Source organism: Streptomyces sp. NPDC027962 (genome assembly GCF_055566095.1).
In genome coordinates this window covers 1-19834 of the sequence record NZ_JBVHTA010000034.1, presented here as the reverse complement: position 1 = coordinate 19834, position 19834 = coordinate 1, and the positions used below count along the sequence as shown (strand labels likewise).

At 72.0% G+C, this 19834-nt stretch carries 13 protein-coding genes and 1 riboswitch; of the genes, 6 read left to right on the top strand and 7 right to left on the bottom strand.

The genetic code is table 11. The features are described from left to right. Window positions 1-170: 170 nt before the first annotated feature. Window positions 171-327: riboswitch (cyclic di-AMP (ydaO/yuaA leader) on the top strand. An 11-nt stretch (window positions 328-338) separates the two neighbouring features. Together ACZ4SA_RS26805 and ACZ4SA_RS26800 are read left to right on the top strand one after the other, a co-directional pair. Beyond that, a complete protein-coding gene (locus ACZ4SA_RS26805) occupies window positions 339-1388 on the top strand; it encodes a M23 family metallopeptidase (protein WP_468279298.1) in 1050 nt (349 codons plus the stop codon). A gap of 192 nt (window positions 1389-1580) precedes the next feature. Next, entirely contained in the window at window positions 1581-2525 is a 945-nt protein-coding gene (locus ACZ4SA_RS26800; RefSeq protein WP_468279295.1) for an aldo/keto reductase, read from the top strand. A gap of 50 nt (window positions 2526-2575) precedes the next feature. On the opposite strand, the gene ACZ4SA_RS26795 is transcribed toward ACZ4SA_RS26800, so the two are convergent. The 4 genes from ACZ4SA_RS26795 to ACZ4SA_RS26780 form a co-directional block, all read right to left on the bottom strand. Further along, entirely contained in the window at window positions 2576-3904 is a 1329-nt protein-coding gene (locus ACZ4SA_RS26795; RefSeq protein ID WP_468279454.1) for a PrsW family intramembrane metalloprotease, read from the bottom strand. A gap of 208 nt (window positions 3905-4112) precedes the next feature. Next, window positions 4113-4904 carry a tRNA (guanosine(46)-N7)-methyltransferase TrmB gene (trmB, locus tag ACZ4SA_RS26790; RefSeq protein WP_468279292.1) on the bottom strand — a complete coding sequence of 264 codons (792 nt, stop codon included), beginning with the start codon at window positions 4902-4904 and terminating at the stop codon, window positions 4113-4115. A 116-nt stretch (window positions 4905-5020) separates the two neighbouring features. Next, a complete protein-coding gene (gene lhgO, locus ACZ4SA_RS26785) occupies window positions 5021-6250 on the bottom strand; it encodes an L-2-hydroxyglutarate oxidase (protein WP_468279289.1) in 1230 nt (409 codons plus the stop codon). A 164-nt stretch (window positions 6251-6414) separates the two neighbouring features. Further along, the gene (locus tag ACZ4SA_RS26780; protein WP_468279286.1) at window positions 6415-7911 is read right to left on the bottom strand and encodes an MFS transporter; all 1497 of its coding nucleotides are present in this window, start codon (window positions 7909-7911) and stop codon (window positions 6415-6417) included. Between the two features lie 680 nt (window positions 7912-8591). On the opposite strand from ACZ4SA_RS26780, the gene ACZ4SA_RS26775 reads away from it, so the two are divergent. Next, window positions 8592-10739 carry an asparagine synthase-related protein gene (locus ACZ4SA_RS26775; protein ID WP_468279281.1) on the top strand — a complete coding sequence of 716 codons (2148 nt, stop codon included), beginning with the start codon at window positions 8592-8594 and terminating at the stop codon, window positions 10737-10739. 19 nt (window positions 10740-10758) lie between these two features. Here ACZ4SA_RS26775 and ACZ4SA_RS26770 read toward each other — a convergent pair whose 3' ends face one another. Beyond that, window positions 10759-12756, bottom strand: coding sequence for a sigma-70 family RNA polymerase sigma factor (locus tag ACZ4SA_RS26770; protein WP_468279278.1), 1998 nt, complete (start codon window positions 12754-12756; stop codon window positions 10759-10761). Between the two features lie 210 nt (window positions 12757-12966). Then, the gene (locus ACZ4SA_RS26765; protein WP_468279275.1) at window positions 12967-13791 is read right to left on the bottom strand and encodes a TetR/AcrR family transcriptional regulator; all 825 of its coding nucleotides are present in this window, start codon (window positions 13789-13791) and stop codon (window positions 12967-12969) included. Window positions 13792-14115: 324 nt separating this feature from the next. On the opposite strand from ACZ4SA_RS26765, the gene ACZ4SA_RS26760 reads away from it, so the two are divergent. After that, window positions 14116-15591, top strand: a complete 1476-nt coding sequence (locus ACZ4SA_RS26760) for an NAD(P)/FAD-dependent oxidoreductase (protein ID WP_468279272.1) — start codon at window positions 14116-14118, stop codon at window positions 15589-15591. Between the two features lie 127 nt (window positions 15592-15718). After that, window positions 15719-17401, top strand: coding sequence for an ATP-binding SpoIIE family protein phosphatase (locus ACZ4SA_RS26755; protein WP_468279269.1), 1683 nt, complete (start codon window positions 15719-15721; stop codon window positions 17399-17401). Between the two features lie 9 nt (window positions 17402-17410). Here the strand turns inward: ACZ4SA_RS26755 and ACZ4SA_RS26750 are convergent, their stop codons facing one another. Then, a complete protein-coding gene (locus tag ACZ4SA_RS26750) occupies window positions 17411-18709 on the bottom strand; it encodes an MFS transporter (protein ID WP_468279452.1) in 1299 nt (432 codons plus the stop codon). Between the two features lie 139 nt (window positions 18710-18848). On the opposite strand from ACZ4SA_RS26750, the gene ACZ4SA_RS26745 reads away from it, so the two are divergent. Further along, window positions 18849-19418 (top strand): MarR family winged helix-turn-helix transcriptional regulator, encoded by a 570-nt coding sequence (locus ACZ4SA_RS26745; RefSeq protein ID WP_468279266.1) that lies wholly within the window; start codon window positions 18849-18851, stop codon window positions 19416-19418. The last annotated feature ends 416 nt before the right edge of the window (window positions 19419-19834 follow it).

The window sequence follows — 19834 nt, the reverse complement described above, 5'->3', positions numbered from 1 at the left end:
ATAACCGCGCCTGACGTTTGATCAAGTCGCCCGGATCCGGCCTCTTCTGTCCGGTTAAGTCCCGGCCGAAGTCGCTAACGATCATCGGGAACAGCTTGGTTTCCGGCCCCGGGGTCTATTAACGTTCGATAACGCAGCGCGGTCGTCCCAGCCGTCGTAAGTGGCGGCACCGTGCGCACGCGCCGAATCCCGCCAGGGAACCGGGGAACCACCAATTGGGGTGAATCGGGCACCTTTTGTCGCTCTGTCGAGCGGTCGAGGTACCCGTAGGAGACCTTCCTGCTCCGAACCCGTCAGCTAACCCGGTAGGCGATAAGGAAGGAAAGGAGAGCGCCTTCGTGGCGTCCAACATGCCTGCCCCCGAGGCCCGCTTCGCGTCAGAACGCTTCGGCGACGACGCACCCGAGCGGACCTGGGAGGAGTGGAATCCCACCGAGGACTCCATCCGCCCGGTGCGCGGCCGGCACCGCGTCATCAAGCAGCGCGGCGGGCTCGCCCGCAGCTCCACGGTGCTCGGAGTCGGCGTGATCGCCGCTGTCGGTGCGGGCGGCATAGCCACCGCGCAGGACAAGCCCGCGGTCTCGATATCCCTGCCCGACGCGATCACGGACAAACTCCCCGACGCCAAGTCCCTTCCGGGCGTGGGCTCCCTGATCTCCGACGACTCCGAGGCGGACGTCGCCGCGCAGGCGAACACGGCACCGCTCACCGCCGCGACGACCGTCGCCGACGACGGCACAAGCTCCGCCCAGGGAGCGAGCGCGGGCGAGGCACTGCGCGCCCGCATCCTCCAGCAGGCCGAGCAGCAGCAGGCGGAGGTGGACGCCGAGGCGAAGGCCGCGGCGGAGACGCTCGCAGCCGAGCAGGCCGCGGCCGCTGCCAAGAAGCAGCAGAGCGCGGCGGAGGCCAAGGCCGCCGAGGAGAAGCGCAAGGCCGAGGAGGCCGCGCGGGCCAAGGCGGAGGCCGAGCGTCTCGCCGAGCTCGCCAAGAGCTTCGCCCTCCCCACCTCCTCGTACACCCTCACCTCCACGTACGGCGAGTCCGGCTCGATGTGGTCCTCCGGGCAGCACACCGGCCTCGACTTCGCCGCCCCGACGGGCACCCCGGTCAAGGCCGTGCACGGCGGCACGGTCAAGTCGGCGGGCTGGTCCGGCTCCTACGGCTACCGCATCGTGCTCGAGCTCGACGACGGCACCGAGGTCCTGTACGCGCACCTGTCGTCGATGACGGCGAGTGCCGGCCAGAAGGTGACGACCGGCGAAACCATCGGACGCGTCGGCGCCACCGGCAACGTCACCGGGCCGCACCTGCACCTCGAGGTGCACACCGCGGGCGGCTCCGGCATCGACCCCCTGGCGTGGCTGCGCGGCAAGGGCCTCACGGTCTGACCCCTGCGCGGCAAGGGCCTCACGGTCCGACCCTGCCCGGTACGGGACCCCCGCGGCTCCTCGGACACCACCGAGCGAGGCAGCCGGCGACTCCTGTGCCGGGCATCCCCATGTCTCCGGCAGCCCTGGCGCACACCCCCCGACGTCAGGGCTGCCGGAATACGCCGCACCGGACGGGCTGTTGATCGACGCATGACTTCTCTGCGTACCCTCGGCTCCTCCGGCCTCCGCGTCTTTCCGCTCGCCCTCGGCGGCAACGTCTTCGGCTGGACGGCCGACAAGGCGCAAACCTTCGCCGTGCTCGACGCGTACACCGCCGCGGGCGGCAACTTCGTCGACACCGCCGACAGTTACTCGTCCTGGGTGCCCGGAAACGAGGGGGGTGAGTCCGAGACCTTCATCGGCAAGTGGCTCGCCGCCCGCGGCAACCGCTCCGAGGTCGTCGTCGCCACCAAGGTCGGCGCCCACCCCCGGCACAAGGGCCTGGCCGCCACCACGATCAAGGCCGCGGCGGAGGAGTCGCTGACCCGGCTGGGAACCGACTACATCGACCTCTACTACACCCACTTCGACGATCCGTCCGTCCCCGTCGGGGAGATCATCACCGCCCTCGACCAACTGGTGAAGGAAGGCAAGGTCCGCGCGATCGCCGCCTCCAACCTCAGCGCCGAGCGCCTCCAGGCATCCCTGGACTTCTCCGAACGCGAGGGCCTCACCCGCTACACGGCGCTGCAGCCGCACTACAACCTGGTCTCCCGCCACACCTACGAGGGCGAGCTGCTGGACACCGCCGCCGGCGCCGGACTCGCCGCCGTCCCCTACTACGCGCTCGCGTCCGGCTTCCTCACCGGCAAGTACCGGCCGGGCGCCGCAGTGGAGAGCGCGCGGGCCCAGGGCGCGTCCAAGCACCTGGAGTCGGAGCGGGGCCTGCGGGTCCTCGCCGTGCTCGACGAGGTGGCACTGGCGCGCGGGGCGGAGATCGCGACCGTCGCGCTCGCATGGCTGGCCGCGCAGCCGACCGTCGCCGCGCCGATCGCCTCCGCCCGTACGGTCGAGCAACTGGCGGCCCTCGTCGCCGTCGCGGACCTCGACCTGACCGAGGGCGAGCTGGCCCGGCTGACCGCCGCGTCCGCCTGACGCGCCGGCGGGGCGGTTTCAGTAGCGGGAGCGGTCAGAAGCGGGAGTGGTCAGTGGCGGTACGGGTTGTAGCCGCCGTAGTCGCGGTACGGCGGCGGCATCCGTACCCGGCCGGTCGCCGCGGCCGCGTAGGCGAGCGACGGGCCGGCCACCTCTCTGCGCTGCCACAGATGGTGCAGCAGCTCCTGCTCGCGCTCGACGAAGTCCGGGCCCGCCGCCCCCCGGTGGGCCCGGTGCCGCAGGAACGCCAGCGACGTCGCGAACGCCTCGTACTCCGACACCGCATGCCCCGCCGCCGGTCCGTAGGAGCGCCGGGCGAAGTCGCGAGCCATGGTGCGGGCCCGCATCGACGACAGCGCGGACGGCTCGGCCGCCGACATCCAGCCGGCCGCGGCGTACGCGGGAAGCTCGTCGGATATCGTGCGCAGCTCGCGCTGGCGGGTCCATATCGTCAGCCAGGTCAGCAGACCGAAGACCGGCACCATGAACGCCCCGTACACCGCGTAGAAGCCCCACGGGCCCAGCAGGGACGCCGAACCGTTCCACAGGGCGTGCATGCCCATCGCAAGCGCCAGACCCAGCAACGGCAGGGCGATCCGCCGCAGACGCCGGTGGCGTCGGGCGCCGAGCGCCGCGACGCCGAAGCCGAGGCCCGTCAGCACGGTGAACAGCGGATGGGCGAAAGGCGACATCACGATGCGGACGAAGAACGTCGCAGCGGTCACGGAGGCCAGGCCGGAGGCCCCCATCGCCTGGTCCTCGCCGAAGGCGTTGCCCAGATAGAGGATGTTCTCCGTGAAGGCGAAGCCGGTCGCCGTGAAACCGGCGATCACCACGCCGTCCACGATTCCGGTGAAGTCCCGTCTGCGGAAGACGAAGATCAGCATGATCGCGGCGGCCTTCGCGCTCTCCTCGACGACCGGCGCTATGACCGTCGCACCGAGGGTGTCGGCGGACGCCGGATCGGCGGTCGCGGTGGCTATCCAGCGGGTCGCGAAGGTGTTCGCGATGATCGCGATCAGCGCCGCGGCACACGCGCCCCACGCGAAGGCGAAGAGGAGATTCCGCCACGGGCCCGGCTCCACCCGGTCCAGCCAGCGGAACGCGGCCAGCAGCAACGGGACCGGGAGCGTCGCGAGGCCGAGACCGACCAGGAAGCCGTGGGTGCCGGTCTGTTCCCTGACGAGCACCAGGATCACCAGGCCGCACAGGGCGAGCAGCGTGATCACCACACCGGCACGAAGGGCTCTGCTGCGCCAGAGCTTCGAGGCGCGCGGCTGGTAGCGCCGCCGCGCGGGCGCCGGCAGTTCGGTGAGCAGCGCGTCGACATGCTGCTGCTCGAACGCCGGAAGCACCGGATGCGGTGGCACCTGCGACATCACCTGCACCGACACCGCCGGTGGGTGCGGGCGGTGCGGTGTGTGCCGTCGGTGCTCCGGGGGCGGCTGCGCGGACGAGTCGGACATCCGTCGACCCTAACGAGGCGCACCGACAACCGGCGACGGTGCGGGTAGCTCCAGGCCATGCGCAGGGCTGCGCCTGCCGACGGCACGCTCCGGGTGTTTCGGGCTGCGGCGCCGGCCGGCGTCATGCGCCGGGCTGCGCCCGGCGGAACAGCAGATCGTGCACCTTGTGGCCCTTGTCCAGCCCCTGCCCCTCGAAGCGGGTCAGCGGACGGAAGGCGGGACGCGGCGCGAAACCGCCGCCCTGCTGGGTGTTCTCGAAGTCGGGGTGCGCGGAGAGCACCTCGAGCATCTGCTCGGCGTACGGCTCCCAGTCGGTCGCGCAGTGCAGGACGGCGCCCGGCTTGAGCCGCTGGGCGGCGAGGTCGAGGAAGGCGGGCTGGATCAGCCGGCGCTTGTGATGCCGCTTCTTGGGCCAGGGGTCCGGGAAAAAGACGCGCATCCCGTCGAGCGAGCGCGGCGGGAGCATCTCGCGCAGCAGGATGATCGCGTCGCCGTTGGCCACCCGGATGTTGGAGAGGCCGTTGCGCTCCGCGAGGCCGAGAAGGTTGCCCTGGCCGGGGGTGTGGACGTCGACCGCGAGGATTCCGGTGCCCCGGTCGTCGGCGGCCATCTGCGCGGTGGCCTCGCCCATGCCGAAGCCGATCTCCAGGACGACCGGCAGCGCGCCGAACATCTCCTTGAGGTCGAGCACCCGGTGCCCGTCGATGTCCAGGCCCCACACCGGCCACAGCCGCTGGAGCGCATCGCCCTGCCCGGCGGTGACCCGGCTGCGCCGCGGCTGGAAGCTGCGGATGCGGCGCTCGTGGTGCGACCCGGCGGGATCGGCGGCGGGCCCGCCGGGAAAGCGCGGCTCGCCCTTGGCGCGGATGAAGTGGCGGGGGGCGTCGGGGGTGGGGTCACGGAGCTCAGACACAGTGCTGCCGATTCTACGAGGACACGTCTGCACGTCTCGCCGGGCAGGAGCGCAGGGCCTGAGCGTCCGTTTCGGCTCCGCCCCGGGCACTCTCGGCGAGCGGATCAGCAGCCGGATCAGCGGGCGGGGTGGAGGTGTGCCTCCGAGAGTGAGCCGAGGGCCCGCCGGGCGACCTCGCGGCCGATCGGGAGGGACGCCGTCGCGGCGGGCGAGGGGGCGTTCAGCACGTGCACCGTGCGTGGCGCCTCGCGGATCAGGAAGTCGTCGGCCAGCGTCCCGTCCCGCAGCACTGCCTGTGCCCGCACGCCCGCGGGGGCCGGCCGGAGGTCGTCCTCCGTCACCGCGGGCAGCAGCCGCCGGACGGCCGAAGTGAACGCGCGCTTGGACAGTGAACGGTGCAGCTCACCCGCCCCGTACCGCCAGTGCCGTCGGGCGACGTGCCACGAGCCGGGCCAGCCGAGGGTGCCCGCCAGCTCCCGGGGGTGGACCGCCGACCAGCTGTAGCCCTCGCGGGCCAGTGCCGGGACGGCGTTCGGGCCGACGTGGACGCCGCCGTCGGTGCCGCGGGTGAGATGGACGCCGAGGAACGGGAAGGCCGGGTCGGGCACCGGATAGACCAGGCCGCGCACAAGCCCGGGGCGGGCCAGGTCGTAGTACTCCCCGCGGAAGGGGACGATCCGCATCCCCGGGTCGTCGCCCGCCAGCCGCGCCACCCGGTCGCAGTGCAGCCCAGCGCAGTTGACCAGCACCCTCGCCCGGACGACCGTGCCCGAGCGGGTCCGCACCGCGACGCCCCACGGCCGGCGGTCGACGGCGGTGACCTCCTCGCCGTACCGCACGTCGGCGCCGGACGCCGTCGCGAGCTGCGCCGCCACCGCCGCGTAGTCGCAGATGCCGGTCGTCGCCACGTGGATCGCCGCGAGCCCGCGCACCTCGGGCTCGTACTCCGTGATCTGCGCCGGGCCGAGCTCCCGCACGGGGATGCCGTTCTCCCGGCCGCGCTGGACCAGCGCGTGCAGCCGCGGCAACTCGTCCCTGTCGGTCGCGACGATCAGCTTGCCGGTGACCTCGTGGTCGATGCCGTACTCCGCGCAGAACTTGACCATCTCGGCCGCGCCCCGCACCGCGTACCGCGCCTTCAGCGAACCGGGGCGGTAGTAGACCCCGCTGTGGATCACTCCGCTGTTGCGCCCCGTCTGATGCCTCGCAGGGCCCTGTTCCTTCTCCAGGACCGTCACCCGGGTGCCCGGAGCCGTGCGGGCAAGCGCGTACGCCGTGGAGAGGCCGACGATCCCGCCGCCCACCACCAGCACATCGCTGTCGAACTCCTGACCGGACGCCCTCACCGCGTCACCTCCCACCCCGATAGTGCACTGGCCCGCTGACAACGCGCTTAAACCAGCCGACACACGGGAGACACGTGGTCCGCTTCTCGGCCTTCGGGCCCCGCCCGGCGCCTGCCGGAGGCCCGCCTGAGCGGCGTGCCTCACGCGGGTGCCATCGGCGTGCCTCACGCAGGTGTCACAAGGAGCGGGCGGGCTCTCTCCCGCAGCTCCATCACCCTCGGCTCGTCGCCGTACGGCTCGAGGCGGTGCAGCAGGTCGCGGACGTACTCGGTGGTCCGCGCCGAGGAGATCCGGCCCGCCACCTCCACCGCGCGCGTGCCCGCCGCGCACGCCGCGTCCAGGTTGCCCGACTCCAGCTCGGCCACCGCGGAGACCACCAGCCGCAGCCCGTGCGAGCGCACGTACTCCTCCGTGGGCCGGGACAGTGCCTGCTCGGTGAAGCGCCGCACCTGCCGAGGGGCCTTCAGATCGCGGTAGCACTCCGCGGCGTCCGCCGCGAACCTGTCGTACGAGTAGAAGCCCAGCCACGAGGGGTCGGCGTCGCCCTCCCGCGAACGCTCCAGCCAGCCCTCCGCCGCCCTGAGCGCCGCGCCCGCCGCCACCGCGTCGCTCGCCTTGGCGTGTGCGCGCGCCTCGACCAGCCGGAAGAAGCTCATGGTGCGGGCGGTGGCCAGGCCGCGGTTGCGCTCGAGCGCGGCCTGCGCGAGGTCGACGCCCTCGTCGGCGAAGCCCCGGTACGTCGCCTGCAGTGACATCGACGCCAGCACATATCCGCCGAGCGGCACGTCCGCGGCGGCGCGGGCCAGGCGCAGGGCCTGGATGTAGTAGCGCTGTGCGGCCTCCTGCTGGCCGGTGTCGAAGGCCATCCACCCGGCGAGCCTGGTCAGTTCGGCTGTGGCGCCGAACAGCGCCCGGCCCACCTCGTCCGAGTACGACCCGAGGAGCAGCGGGGCCGCGTCCACCCGCAGGCACTCCGGGACCATCGACGAACGCCAGTCGCCGCCGCCGTACTTGGAGTCCCAGCGGCGGGCGTCCTCCGCTGCCTCCCGTAGTTTCGCGACGTCGCTGTGGCCCACGCGTGCGGGCGTGTCGCCCATGTCCGAGGCGTCGGCGGCGTCAGCGCTGCCGACGGCGCCCGGATCGTCGGCGAAAGAGCCGGTCAAGGAGCCGCCCGAGGTGTCGAGCAGCCGCTCGACCGACGGGTCGGCCGGGGTTATCAGCCAGCGGGAGGCAGGTGTCGCGTAAGCGCTCACTGCGAACGATCCGGCCAGCGACTGCCAGATGCCCCCACCGCCGGCCCGCCGCCCGGCAAGATCCAACCGGTACAGCTCGGTGGCCGATTTCACCGCCTCACCGATGTCCCGGGGGAAGGCCAGACCCACCTCGGGAGCCGGGTCGGCGTCCGCCAGCCCGATCTCGTGGAGCGGCACAGGACGCCCCAGCTTCGCGCCGATGGCGGCGGCGATGAGATGGGGCGCCGCCCCCTGCGGCACCATGCCCTTCGACACCCACCGGGCCACCGACGTCTTGTCGTAGCGGAGGGTCAGACCACGCTGCGCGCCGAGGTCGTTGACCCGACGCGCGAGGCCCGCGTTGCTGATTCCCGCGAGGGCGAGAACCGTGCCGAGCTTTTCGTTCGGCCCGCGTTGCTCCCTGGACATGCGCCACCCCTCGACACGCAGACGGCTGCCGCGCACTGCCCGCGCACGGCATTCGTGCTGGGTTCTCCCGGTCCGCATGCCCCCATCCCGACCGGTCCCGGCTGCAAAAGCGTGTGGCCGAGCCCTGCGGAATATGCGCGCCTGCGGAGAACATCAGTAAACACAGCGTAGTTCGCCGCATCCCGACCGTTAAGGGGTCAAGTTCCCTATGGCGAGATTGTTGTCCGTACGGGTGGTTGCCGACGCGGCCTCGTGCTCCCGCCGTGTGGCCGTGCGCCTGCGCGTGCGCTCTGGCCGGTCCGGGACGGGAGCGCTTCCATGAGTGCTGCGTGGGTCGGCCCGCTGCGTACTGGAACCAGCGGGCTGGGGGACGCCACCGCCTCAATCCCCGCGGGCGGTGGACAGGGTCCGGGAGGTGAACTCCGCCTCCCGGTCCGTGTGTTGGACTCAAACGACCGCTCCGGCGCTCTTCGAAAAATGGCCGAATAACGCCTGTCTGCGGGTCATCCCCCGGGCCCTCCAGGGGCCTGCGCCGGGCTCGGGAGGACCTTCGGGGCGGTCGGCAAATCGCCAATGCCAGGGGCGCGTTCACTTTTTGCGCGCGCTACCGGGACCCCTCGCGCGCGCCTCCTTCGTGGCAGCATGTTCCCGAACGGCTTCGGGGACACGTGGAGGCGGCGATGCGGTGGCTGGTGGGGTGGAGCAGTATCGCCGCGAACTTCGGCACGGTCGGTGCCGTCGGAGCGTCCGACGAAGGCCTCACCGTGCACCCCGTCGGAGCCCAACTCCTCTGGGGCGACCCCGATCCGCTGTGGGCGGTCGGGGACTGGCGCCCCGACGAGGTGCGCGTCGTCACCGCCGAACCGCACCAGCGGCCGGCCGTCCCCGGCGGCACCCACGCCCCCACGGTGACCCGTCTTGCCGTCCTCGGCTGCTGCGCGGCCAGTGACGAGCAGCTGCGCGTGGGCCTGTTCGCGGCGCGCGGCGGTGCACTGAGGCATCTGACCGCGTGGGCGGGCAGCTACACCGCCGTCGTCCAGGTCGGCCGCCGTATCACCGTCGTCGGGGACCTCGCGGGCGCACGGCCCGTCTTCTACACCCCGTGGGCCAACGGTACGGCGTATGCGACCTCCGCCCTCCCGCTCGCCGACCTCATCGAGGCCCAGCTCGACATCGGCCACCTCGCCGCGCTGCTCGCATGCCCGGAGACACCGGAGGCGCTGCGCGACTCGACCCCGTACGCAGGAGTGAAGCGCATCCCGCCTGGCCATGCGCTGATCCTGCGGGAGGGCTCCCGGGAGATCACCGGATACGAGCCCGTCGCCTCCCTGGCGGTCGCCGCACCGCAGGTCGAGGCCTCCCGCGCCATCGACGGCGTACGGGACGCACTGGTCGAGGCCGTGCGCGCCAGGCTCACCGCGCCCCGGCATGCCCCGGAGACCCTGCCACCCGACCCCGGCCCGGTCCCCGGGATGGGCCCCGCGGAACGCCGCGCCGCACGCGGCGCGCCCGCGCCCGGCATCGGCGCGGACCTGTCCGGAGGCAGCGCCTCCAGCACGCTCGCGCTGCTGGCGGCCGGCCTGCCCGGGGTGCCCGGCACGGTCCTCGGGCACGGCACGGGCGCCGGCGAACGGCTGCTCGCCGTCACCTTCAACGACCTCGCCACCAGCGGCCACGAACTGCGCGAACCGGAACTGGAACGCGCCCGGACCCTCGCCGCCAATCCCCGGCTGCACCATGTGGTCGTCGCCGCCGGGGAGGAGGGACTGCCCTACGCGGGCCTCGACTCCGGGCCGCTGACGGACGAGCCCGCGCCGTCCCTCGTCACTGCGGAACGGCACCGGGGGCGGCTGTCCGCAGGCAGTGCCGACCACTTCACGGGCACGGGCGCCCGGCAGGTCCTCGACGCGCATCCGGCGCGGCTCGCGGATCTGCTGCTGGACCGGCGCAGACGCCATCTGCTGAGGCCTGTCACCGCCCTGGCCCGGTCCGAACGGCCGTCGCCGCAGTCGCTGTTCGTGCCGCTGACGGTGTACCGCGCAGCGCGGCGGCTGGCCCGCACGCCCTACCGCACCGGCCTCGAGACGGCCGCCGCCCTGCTCCTGACCGCCAACCGCCCCGGGCCCGCCCTGCGCAACGGCGCGGTGGGTGCGTCGCTTGCCGCCCTGGCCTGGTCACGGCCGGGGCCCGCGGCGCGTTGGCTGACCGGAGAGGCGCTCGCTGAGGTATCGGTTCGTCTGACGGAGGCGGCGACCCGCCCGACCTCGGTCCAACGCCCGGGCGAGGCCCGCGCCCGGGCGGCACTCACCCGCCACGCGTCGGACCACCGGATCCTGGAACAGGCCGCGGAGATCCGCAGCCAGCGCCTGCACGCGCCTTTCCTGGACAACCAGGTCGTACGGGCCTGCCGCGACCTGCCCGAGTCGCTGCGGGTACAGCCGGGCGCGCGATCGGCGGTGCTGCGCACGGTCCTCGTCGGCACAGGCATCCACGACCTGCCCCCGGGCTGGGGCTCGCCGACCCACGCCTCCTCGGCAGCAGCGGCGCGGGCGGGGCTACGGGCGGCGCTGCCGCACCTGATGGCCCTCTTCGAGGCACCGCTGCTCGCGGACGCGGGCCTGGTGGAGGCCCGCGTCGTCCGCAAGGCGCTGCGTGCGGCATCGGAGGGGGAGGCGGTTCCGCTGGACGGCCTGGCGGACCTGGTCTCGACGGAGCTGTGGCTGCGGAGGCTGCTGTCGCGCCGGGGCACGTGCTGGACGGGGACGGCGGCGCCACGCCAACGCGCGGTGGCGGGCGGCGTGCCACGGAGACCGACGCTTCAGCCGTAGAGGGAGAGCGGGGGCGCCCTCACCCGCACGTGATCCGTGACTGTGCCCAACCCGCGAGCGCCGCATTGCTCAGGGACTTCTCCGGTTCTGCGACCAGGCGGACGGTGCTGCGGCCGGTGAGCGGCACGTGGACCGGCACGGCCGCGTCGCCGCCGCGGACCACGGGCGAGCGCCACAACCGCGTCCCGTCCCCGTACACAGAGAAGCGCACCGCGCCCAAGCCGCGCAGGATGGCCAGGTCGTCGATACCGACCAGGGCGTCGTAGGAGTTGCACCGGCGGTTGAGGTCGATCGTGACGGACGACTTGGCGTGGACGGTCACCCCGTGCCCGTACTGCCTGCCGCCGATCGACATGCCCGAACGCCGCCGGAGCCAGCTGCTTTCGCTCATGCGGACCTCCGGGCCCGTGTGGTCGCCGAACGCCCCGTACTCCAGCCGGTTCACCTGGTAGATCACGGGCGGCGGAGGCGGCGGTGGCGGTGTGGGTTTGGACGTGGGGGACGTGGGGGACGGCGTGGGCCTCGGCTGGGGTGGAGCCGGCGGTCCGGCTGTCGGTGTCAGTATCGGTGTCGGCTTCGGCGGCGTGGGCTTCGGAGTCGGCGTAGGTGTGGGTTCGGGCGTCGGCTTCGGCGCCGGTTGCGCCTGGGGCGGCATCGGACCGGGCGGCGTGGGCTTCGGCGCGGCGGGCGCGGCGGGCTCGGTGGCGGGCGGCTTGGCCACCGGCTCCGGAGCGGGCTTGGGGTCGCCGGACAGGGCCCAGACCAGACCCGCGGTCGCGGCGACGGCGGCGGCGACACCAACCTTCGCCGGTGCGCCCAGCCCCTCCGCGGCGGCGCCCCCTCCGGCGCCCCCACCACCAGCGGCGACGGCCGCTGCTCCGGCTCCTGCGGACCCCGCCGCCGCCCCGCCCGCGACGATCCCGGCCGACTTGAGGGAGTACCCCGCGGCGAACCAGCCGATGACCGCGACCGGAAGCAGCGCCGGAATGCCGGCGTTGACATGTGCCAGCTCGCCGGCGGCCAGCCGGCACTTGACGCATTCGTCCAAGTGCTTGCGCAGACCGCGCTCGGCACGCATCCGCAGACCACCGCGGGCGTAGGCGCCCAGCCGGTCCGCGTACCGCGCGCAGTCGCCCCCCGCGGTGAGGGCAGTGCTCACATGGGCCTGGAGGTAAGCCTGCTTGAGCCCTTCACGCGCCCGGCCGGCGAGCACGGCCGTCGCGTTGGCGGTCAGCCCGAAGAGCGGTGCGACCTCGCTCGGCGACTCCTCCTCGACCGTGGTGTGCCACAGCACCGCCTGCCAGCGCTCCGGCAGCGACCGGAACGCCTGCATGGCCAGCGACTGCTCCGCCTCGTGCATCGCCCGCACGTCCGCGCCGCGGTCGAGGGCGTCCTCGTTCGACGCATCCGCGCTGCGGATCGCCATCGCGGCGAACACCGCGAAGTCATCGACCAGTTGCTCCCGCTTCGCCGTTTTCATCCAGGTCGCGGCGACACGACGGACCGTGGTCAGGAGGTATGCGCGCACGGCCTGCTCCGGACCGGCGCCCCGGCGGACCGCCTGCAGGGTCCGCACGAACACCTCCGCCGTCAGGTCGTCGGCCGTGTCGGTGTCCCGGCAGCACGTACGGGCGTACCGGCGGACGGCGCCCGAGTGGCGGCGGAACAACTCCTCGTAGGCGCCGTCGTTGCCGTCCCGCATGCGCTGTACCAACTCGGCGTCGGAGGGCAGGAGTTCCCTCGGAGGTGGCAGCGCGGAGCCGGAGCTGCCGGCCTCGCGCTGCTGTGGCACCGCGTACTCGTCATCGGCGGGTGCCGCAGACGACGAGTACGCCGCCGCCCCGCCTGTCGCCGATCCGCCCGATGCCGGACCGCCGGCTCCCGCCGTACCGCCCCGCCCGGTCGCGCCGGGGACTCCGCCGCGACCGCCCTGGCTCGGCACCTGGGAGGAGGGGAGGGCGTCGGCCTCCGGCCCGCCCGCACCGCCGAGCGACGCGTCCCGCCCGTCACCGCTCATCGCGGAAGCCCCCGTAAGCACCTACAGACCCGAACACCGGGCCAGCGTGCCACAGGAAGGCCCTACGCCGAACCCTCCTGTACGGCAACCACCCATCCGAGGAGACTTCCGCCGATCCGAGCACTGCGCATCACTCGTACGGGAAGGCTGAACCTCCCTGCGGACACGGTGTGTTACGCCGAAACGAGCGAACGTGCCGAGGGCGCGAAGTCACGCCGACCGCGGACGCAAACCCTCCAGCAGAATGTCCAGCAGCCGTGCCGAGGCCGCTTCCTGCTGCGCGGCATCCGGCAGCGAGGGCGCGGCCGTGGCTATTACCAGCAGTACGTCCGCCACGGTCACGTCACCCCGCAGTTCGCCGGCGGCGCGGGCCCGGTCGACGAGCCGGCCGACGACCTCCAGCAGATCCGCCGCACCCCCATCGTCCTGCTCGTCCGCCGGGACCGGCCGCGGAGCCACGACGCGCAGTCCGGGCTGTGCTCCCGCCCGCTGCTGCGGTACGCGCATGTCACCGCCGGCCGCCTCGTGCGCCTCCGCCACCTCGGCGCGCGCCTCGTCCAGCGCCTTTGCGCTGCCCGCGACCACGGTCGACTCCTCGCCGTCCACACTCACCCGCAGCACCTGGGGCGGCAACAGCCGCCCCGCACCCGATGCCACCGATGTGCGCAGGAAGCGGGAGAGCGCGGACCATGGCTCCTCCTCCTGTCCGAGAGCCGTACGCGCCTGCTCGGTCAGCCGGGAGGTCTCTTCCTCGGCTATCCGGCGCACCAGCACGTCCTTGCTCGGGAAACGGCGGTACACCGTCCCGACGCCGACCCTGGCCCGGCGCGCCACGTCCTCCATCGGCGCCCCGTAACCCAGCTCGCCGAACACCTCGCGAGCCGCCCGCAGAACGTGCTCGAGATTGCGCTGTGCGTCGACCCGCAGCGGGGCTGAGCGGCTGGCCCCGCCCGATCCCGCGTGCCCGTTCCCATTGCCGTCCGTCGCCGAAGCCTGCGCGACAGCGGTCTGCCAATGCGAATCCTGAATATGCATGAGCGTTCCCCCGGTCATGTCGTCTCCCCCCGGAGACCTCCCCGCCTGTCCGCCGGGCATGTCGTGACGTGACACCCCGACCGGGTACGAACATAGTTGAGCCCGAGTCAATTCAGAAGGGGGTACTTCCGCACGGAGCGCCCCCCGATCGGAGCAAGGGCCGGAAGGCTCCCTATTGCGCCCCCGGACCCTGTCCCCTCCGTCACCTCTGACCTGCGTGGCTTCCCATTTGCCCGAGCTGCGTGACTGCCCGGCGGCAGCCTTTTTCCGGTCACACAATTTGCCGAGCCTGTGGACAAACTCCCGAGGCCGTTGCCTCATGGGATGGTGAAGGCTGCAAACACCCGGGGCACGACCCCCGGCACCCCGCCGCGCACGCGCATTCTTGTCGTGGGGGGCGGCTATGTCGGGATGTACACCGCGCTGCGCCTCCAGCGGAAGCTGAAACCGGAGCTCGCGCGCGGCGAGGTGGAGATCGTCGTCGTCACCCCCGAGCCCTATATGACGTATCAGCCATTCCTCCCGGAGGCCGCGGCCGGCTCCATCTCCCCACGCCATGTCGTGGTCCCCCTCCGCCGCGTCCTCGGCGGATGCACGATCGTCATCGGCGAGGCCAAGGCCGTCGACCACGCCAAGCGCACCGCCACCGTCACCACCCTCGCGACCGAGGAGGAGGGCGCCGGGGCGATCGAAATCGCCTACGACGAACTCGTCATCGCGCCCGGCTCCATCTCCCGCACCCTGCCCGTCCCGGGACTCGCCGACTTCGGCATCGGTTTCAAGACGGTCGAGGAGGCCATCGGCCTGCGCAACCACGTCATCGAGCAGATGGACATCGCCTCGTCCACCCGCGACCCCGCCATCCGCGACGCCGCGCTCACCTTCGTCTTCGTCGGCGGCGGCTATGCGGGCGTCGAGGCTCTCGCCGAACTCGAGGACATGGCCCGCTACACCGCGCGGTACTACCACAACCTCAAGCCGGAGGATCTGAAATGGATCCTCGTCGAGGCTCAGGGCCGCATCCTTCCCGAGGTCGGCGAGGTGATGGGCAAGTACGCGGTACGCGAGCTGCGTGCCCGCAACATCGACGTACGCCTCGAGACACGGCTCGACTCCTGCGAGGACCGGGTTGCCGTGCTGAGCGACGGTTCCCGCTTCCCCACCCGGACCCTTGTGTGGACGGCAGGCGTCAAACCCGCACCGGTCCTGTCCGCAACCGACCTGCCGCTGAACGAGCACGGCCGGGTCAAGTGCACGGCCCGGCTGTCGGTCGAGGGGGTCGACCACGCCTGGGCGGCCGGTGACGCGGCGGCCGTCCCGGACGTGACGTCCGACAAGCCGGGCGCCGAGTGCGCGCCCAACGCGCAGCACGCCGTGCGCCAGACCAAGGTCCTCGCGGAGAACATCGTGGCCTCCCTGCGCGGCGCGCCGACGCAGGAGTACGCGCACAAGTACGCCGGGTCCGTCGCCTCCCTCGGCCTGCACAAGGGCGTCGCCCACATCTACGGCCGCAAGCTCAAGGGTTACCCGGCTTGGTTGATGCACCGCACCTACCACCTCAGCCGCGTACCCACGTTCAACCGCAAAGCCCGTGTGTTGGCCGAATGGACCCTCTCCGGTCTCTTCAAGCGTGAGATCGTCTCCCTCGGCTCGCTGGAACACCCGCGCGCCGAGTTCGAACTCGCGGCGGGAGGCAGACGACCGGCGAACGGCTCGAAGGACCAGTCGGCCGGCGGCCCGGAAGAAGGGCCGAAGGAGCAGTCGGCCGACGGATCGCCCGGTGGCCCCCGGGGGACCTGACGGCGGTTCGGCGACTTGCGGAAAGACGACTGTCAGTCCGGTCGGACACACTGGACGTGTGACCATAGGTGGGCTCACACCTGCACAGAGTGACCCTTCGCGACAACCCATTGAGGCTAGAAAGTCAGTGAACTTCACGCGTTGGAGCGCCAGGCTCCCCGGTACGCAGCGTCGCGCCGCAGCGCGGGGAACCGGCCAAGGGCTCTCCCCGGCGCAGCGGTCCGAGGGCTCGGTGCCCGCGGCACGCGGCGAGTACGGACATCCGGAGCCCCCGCCCGACGTCCCGGCCCTGGAGGACTTCTCCGTACCGGAGATCCTCGGCCGTCTGCCCGCCCTTGTCGCACTCGTACACGGTCCCGAGCACCGCGTCGTGTACGTCAATGACGCCTATGCCGCCGCTTTCGGTCACCGTCCGGTCGGCGCCACCGCCGTGGACGTATGCCCGGAGCTCGCGGAGCTCGGTCTGCTTCCGCTGATGGACCAGGTGCTGCGCAGCGGCAAGCCTCGTACGGTCAAGTCCCGCAGGATCCAGGGCGGCGGGGAGTCCAAGGCCCCCCGCGGGGAGGGTTCGTACACGGTCACCTGCCTGCCGGCGGAGCGGGCCGACGGGAGCAAGGAGACCGAGGGCGTCCTCGTCTTCGCCGCCGATGTCACCGACCACGCGGAGGCTGCCGAGCGGCTGCGCGCCAGCGAGCGCCGCCACCAGGAGACGGCCGTCACGCTCCAGCGTTCCCTGCTCCCCCAGGAGTTGGAGCAGCCCGACGATCTGCGCTTCGCCGCCACCTACCAGCCCGGAGGAACCGACGCCGCGGTCGGCGGCGACTGGTACGACGTGATCACGCTCGGCGCGGGTCGTACGGCGCTGGTCATCGGTGACGTGATGGGCCGGGGTGTGCGGGCTGCGGCCGTCATGGGGCAGCTGCGCACCGCCGTCCGTGCCTACGCCCGCCTGGACCTCCCCCCGCACGAGGTACTCCAGCTGCTCGACGGTCTCGCCGCCGAGATCGACGCCAGCCAGATCGCCACCTGCGTCTACGCGGTCCACGACCCGAACGAGGGCCGGCTCGTCTACGCCTCCGCCGGGCACCTGCCGATTCTGGTGCGCGACGAGGACGGCAGGGTGGAACGTGCAGCGGAACCGACCGGTCCGCCGCTCGGCACCGGCGGCTGGCTGCACACGTCAGGAGCCATCGACCTGCCCCCCGGCTCCACCGCGGTCCTCTACACGGACGGCCTGGTGGAGCGCCGCGGTGAGGACATCGACGAAGGGGTGGCCGCGCTGGAGCGTGCGCTGGCCGGGGCGACCGGCGGGCCGCAGGTGGTGTGCGACCGGCTGATCCGCTCCCTGGGCGTCACAGCGGAGCATGACGACGATGTCGCCGTGCTCGTCCTGCAGCATCCGACGCGCCTGGGCGCGGACGCCGAGCTGTTCCACAACGCGGCCCTCGACCTGCTCGGCGGCATCGAGGCGGCCCCGCGGGCCCGGGCCTTCGCAACGGGGGTGCTGGCCTCGTGGCGCTTCCCTCCGGAGCTGCACGACCTCGGCGTCCTGGCCGTCAGCGAACTGGTCGCCAATTCGCTGCAGCACGGCACCCCGCCCATGCGCCTCAGGCTCCGCCGCACCGACCGCCGGCTGATCGTCGAGGTGACCGACGGGGACGACCACCTGCCGCGCCGCCGCCGCGCGGAAACGGAGGACGAGGCGGGTCGCGGGATCTCCATCATCGCGACGATCGCCTCGTCCTGGGGAAGCCGCCGTACGCCGGGAGGCGGCAAAGCGGTCTGGTGCGAGTTCGCCCTGCCGCAGTGAGACTCGGCCTCAGTGGGCCGCGGCGACGGCTTCTTCGGGCTTGTGCACGGCCACCACTCGGGTCTTCGCCGCGAGCGACGGCTGGTCCTGCACGGGCGTGAGCCGCTTGCCCAGTCGCAGCGCCAGCACGGTGATGGCGAGCGAGAACAGCACGAACGTCACGATGTACGGCGCGTGCAGTGCGGCGCCCATCGGCCCGCCGACGGCCGGGCCGACCGCCAGCGCCAGCTGTTTGACCAGGGCGAAGGCGGAGTTGTACTGCCCGACCATGGCCTCCGGCGCGAGATCTGCGACCAGGGGCGCCACGGTCGGCGACAGCATCGCCTCGCCGAGGCCGAACAGCGCGTACGTGGAGATGAAGGCGGCGGTCGCCATGGCCTGGCTGCCGTGCCCGAGTCCCGCGTATCCCGCTGCCAGCCACGCCAGGGCCCAGATCAGCCCGACCGACGCGATGACCCGGCTGCGCCTGCGGCGCTCCACGAACCTCAGCACCAGGAACTGCGCGAGAACGATGACGGCGGTGTTGGCGGCCAGGGCCGTGCCAAGGGTCGCGGGCTCGATGCCGGCGGCCTCGGTGCCGTAGGCCGCGAGGCCCGACTCGAACTGGCCGTAGCAGGCGAAGAAGAGGACGAAGCCCAGCACGAGCAGCTGCACCATGGCCCGGTGCCCGAGCAGCGCACGCAGTCCGCCCTTGGCGCCGACTTCCTTGTCCGTGGGCCGGGCGGCGTGGAGCGACGGGGAGTGGGGGAGTCGCACGGTCAGGGCGATCCCGGCGAGCACCAGGAACATCACCGCCTCGATGCCGAACAGCAGCAGGAAGCTCTCCGGGTGGCTCTCGTCGACGATGTGTCCGCCGATCAGCCCCCCGATGCCCAGCCCCAGGTTCTGCAGGAAGAACTGTGTGGCGAAGGCACGCGTGCGGGTGGCGGTCTCGGAGCACCAGACGATCATGGTCGCGAGCGCCGGCTGCATCACTGCCGTACCGGCACCGAGCAGTGCCGCGGACAGGACGACCGTCGGCAGGCTCTCCGACAGGCCCATGCCGATGGCGCCCAGGGACGCCAGCACCGCGGAGGCGACGAGCACGGGCAGGGGCCCGCGACGGTCGATGACCCGGCCGGTGAACGGCAGAGCCACCAGCGCGGCCATCGCGAAGACCGCGAGCACGACACCCGCGGAGCTCGCGCCCAGGTCCCTCACCTGCGCCACATAGACGTAGAGGTACGGAACGGTGAAACCGAGTCCGAACGCGCTCAGCGCGTTCCCCGCCTGGATCCGGCGCATCGCTGCACCCTTCGCCTTGGTCACACTCACCTGCTTCAAGATCTGGGAAGTCCGTAGAGACCTGGAGTACTGAGCTCTGAAGACTTCAACTCTAAAATTCGATGCTTAAGAGTACACAGTGAAGGACTTCAAGGCCAACGCGTGCCGTGCCATACTTCGCCACATGCCTACCGAGACCCCCGAGGCCTCCGTGACGCCCGGCCCGCACGAGCCGAGCCTCGACGAGCAGATCGCGGCCTACCAGCGCGAGTTCGGCGATCTTGACCCCCAGGTCGAGAAGGTGGTCTCCGCGCTCGGCCGGCTCAACCGCCGCATGAACGTCGCGTACGGCCGCCAGGTCGCCGACCTCGGCATCAGCAACGCCGAATGGGAAGTCCTCAAGACGCTGGTGCTCTCGGGCTCCCCCTACCGGATGGGTCCGGGCGAACTCGCGAAGCGCCTCGGCCTGACCCCTGCCGCCATGACCCACCGCATCGACCGCATGGCCGGCGAAGGCCTGGTCACCCGGGACCGGGACGAGAACAACCGGGTGCGCGTGATCGTGGAGCTGACGGACGAGGGCCGCGCGAAGTGGCTCGAGGCGATGCGCATGGCGACGAACTTCGAGGAGGACCTGCTCCAGGACCTCTCGGGGGAAGAACGGGCGCTCCTGGGGGAGCTGTTGATCCGTGTGCTGCGCCGCGTGGAGCACGATCAGCCGGACGCCGGCGGACGTCTCACCGACCTGGACTGACCCGACCTGAGCGCGGTCTTGGCGAGGCTTGACACAGCCCACCGCGATCCGTAGGGTTCTTCGAGTTGTCACGGAGCCGGAACGGTTCTTCGACAGCCATCCCGCCGCGAACGCGGCAACCAAACTCAGCACGATCTCCCAGCCGGGACGAATTTCGGCATGCCGAAATTCATTTCGAAAGCTCGATTATGAGTCGCCGGGGAAATCCGCTAGAGTTTGAGCGTCGGAACGGCCCAACAGCCGGGAAGGCAACCCCCCTCTGACTGGGAATCAGGCCCGAAAGGATCTGATAGAGTCGGAACCGCCGGAAAGCCGAAAGGTCGGAAAGCACACCGAGGAAATCGGATCGGAAAGATCTGATAGAGTCGGAAACGCAAGACCGGAGGGAAGCGCCCGGAGGAAAGCCCGCAGGGGTG

Coding starts and splice junctions, on each gene's coding strand:
- ACZ4SA_RS26780 (WP_468279286.1), bottom strand. CDS start 7,911: ATGTCCAGGGAGCAACGCGGGCCGAACGAAAAGCTCGGCACGGTTCTC.
- ACZ4SA_RS26795 (WP_468279454.1), bottom strand. CDS start 3,904: ATGTCGCAGGTGCCACCGCATCCGGTGCTTCCGGCGTTCGAGCAGCAG.
- ACZ4SA_RS26770 (WP_468279278.1), bottom strand. CDS start 12,756: ATGAGCGGTGACGGGCGGGACGCGTCGCTCGGCGGTGCGGGCGGGCCG.
- ACZ4SA_RS26745 (WP_468279266.1), top strand. CDS start 18,849: ATGCCTACCGAGACCCCCGAGGCCTCCGTGACGCCCGGCCCGCACGAG.
- ACZ4SA_RS26775 (WP_468279281.1), top strand. CDS start 8,592: ATGCGGTGGCTGGTGGGGTGGAGCAGTATCGCCGCGAACTTCGGCACG.
- ACZ4SA_RS26760 (WP_468279272.1), top strand. CDS start 14,116: ATGGTGAAGGCTGCAAACACCCGGGGCACGACCCCCGGCACCCCGCCG.
- ACZ4SA_RS26800 (WP_468279295.1), top strand. CDS start 1,581: ATGACTTCTCTGCGTACCCTCGGCTCCTCCGGCCTCCGCGTCTTTCCG.
- ACZ4SA_RS26765 (WP_468279275.1), bottom strand. CDS start 13,791: ATGCATATTCAGGATTCGCATTGGCAGACCGCTGTCGCGCAGGCTTCG.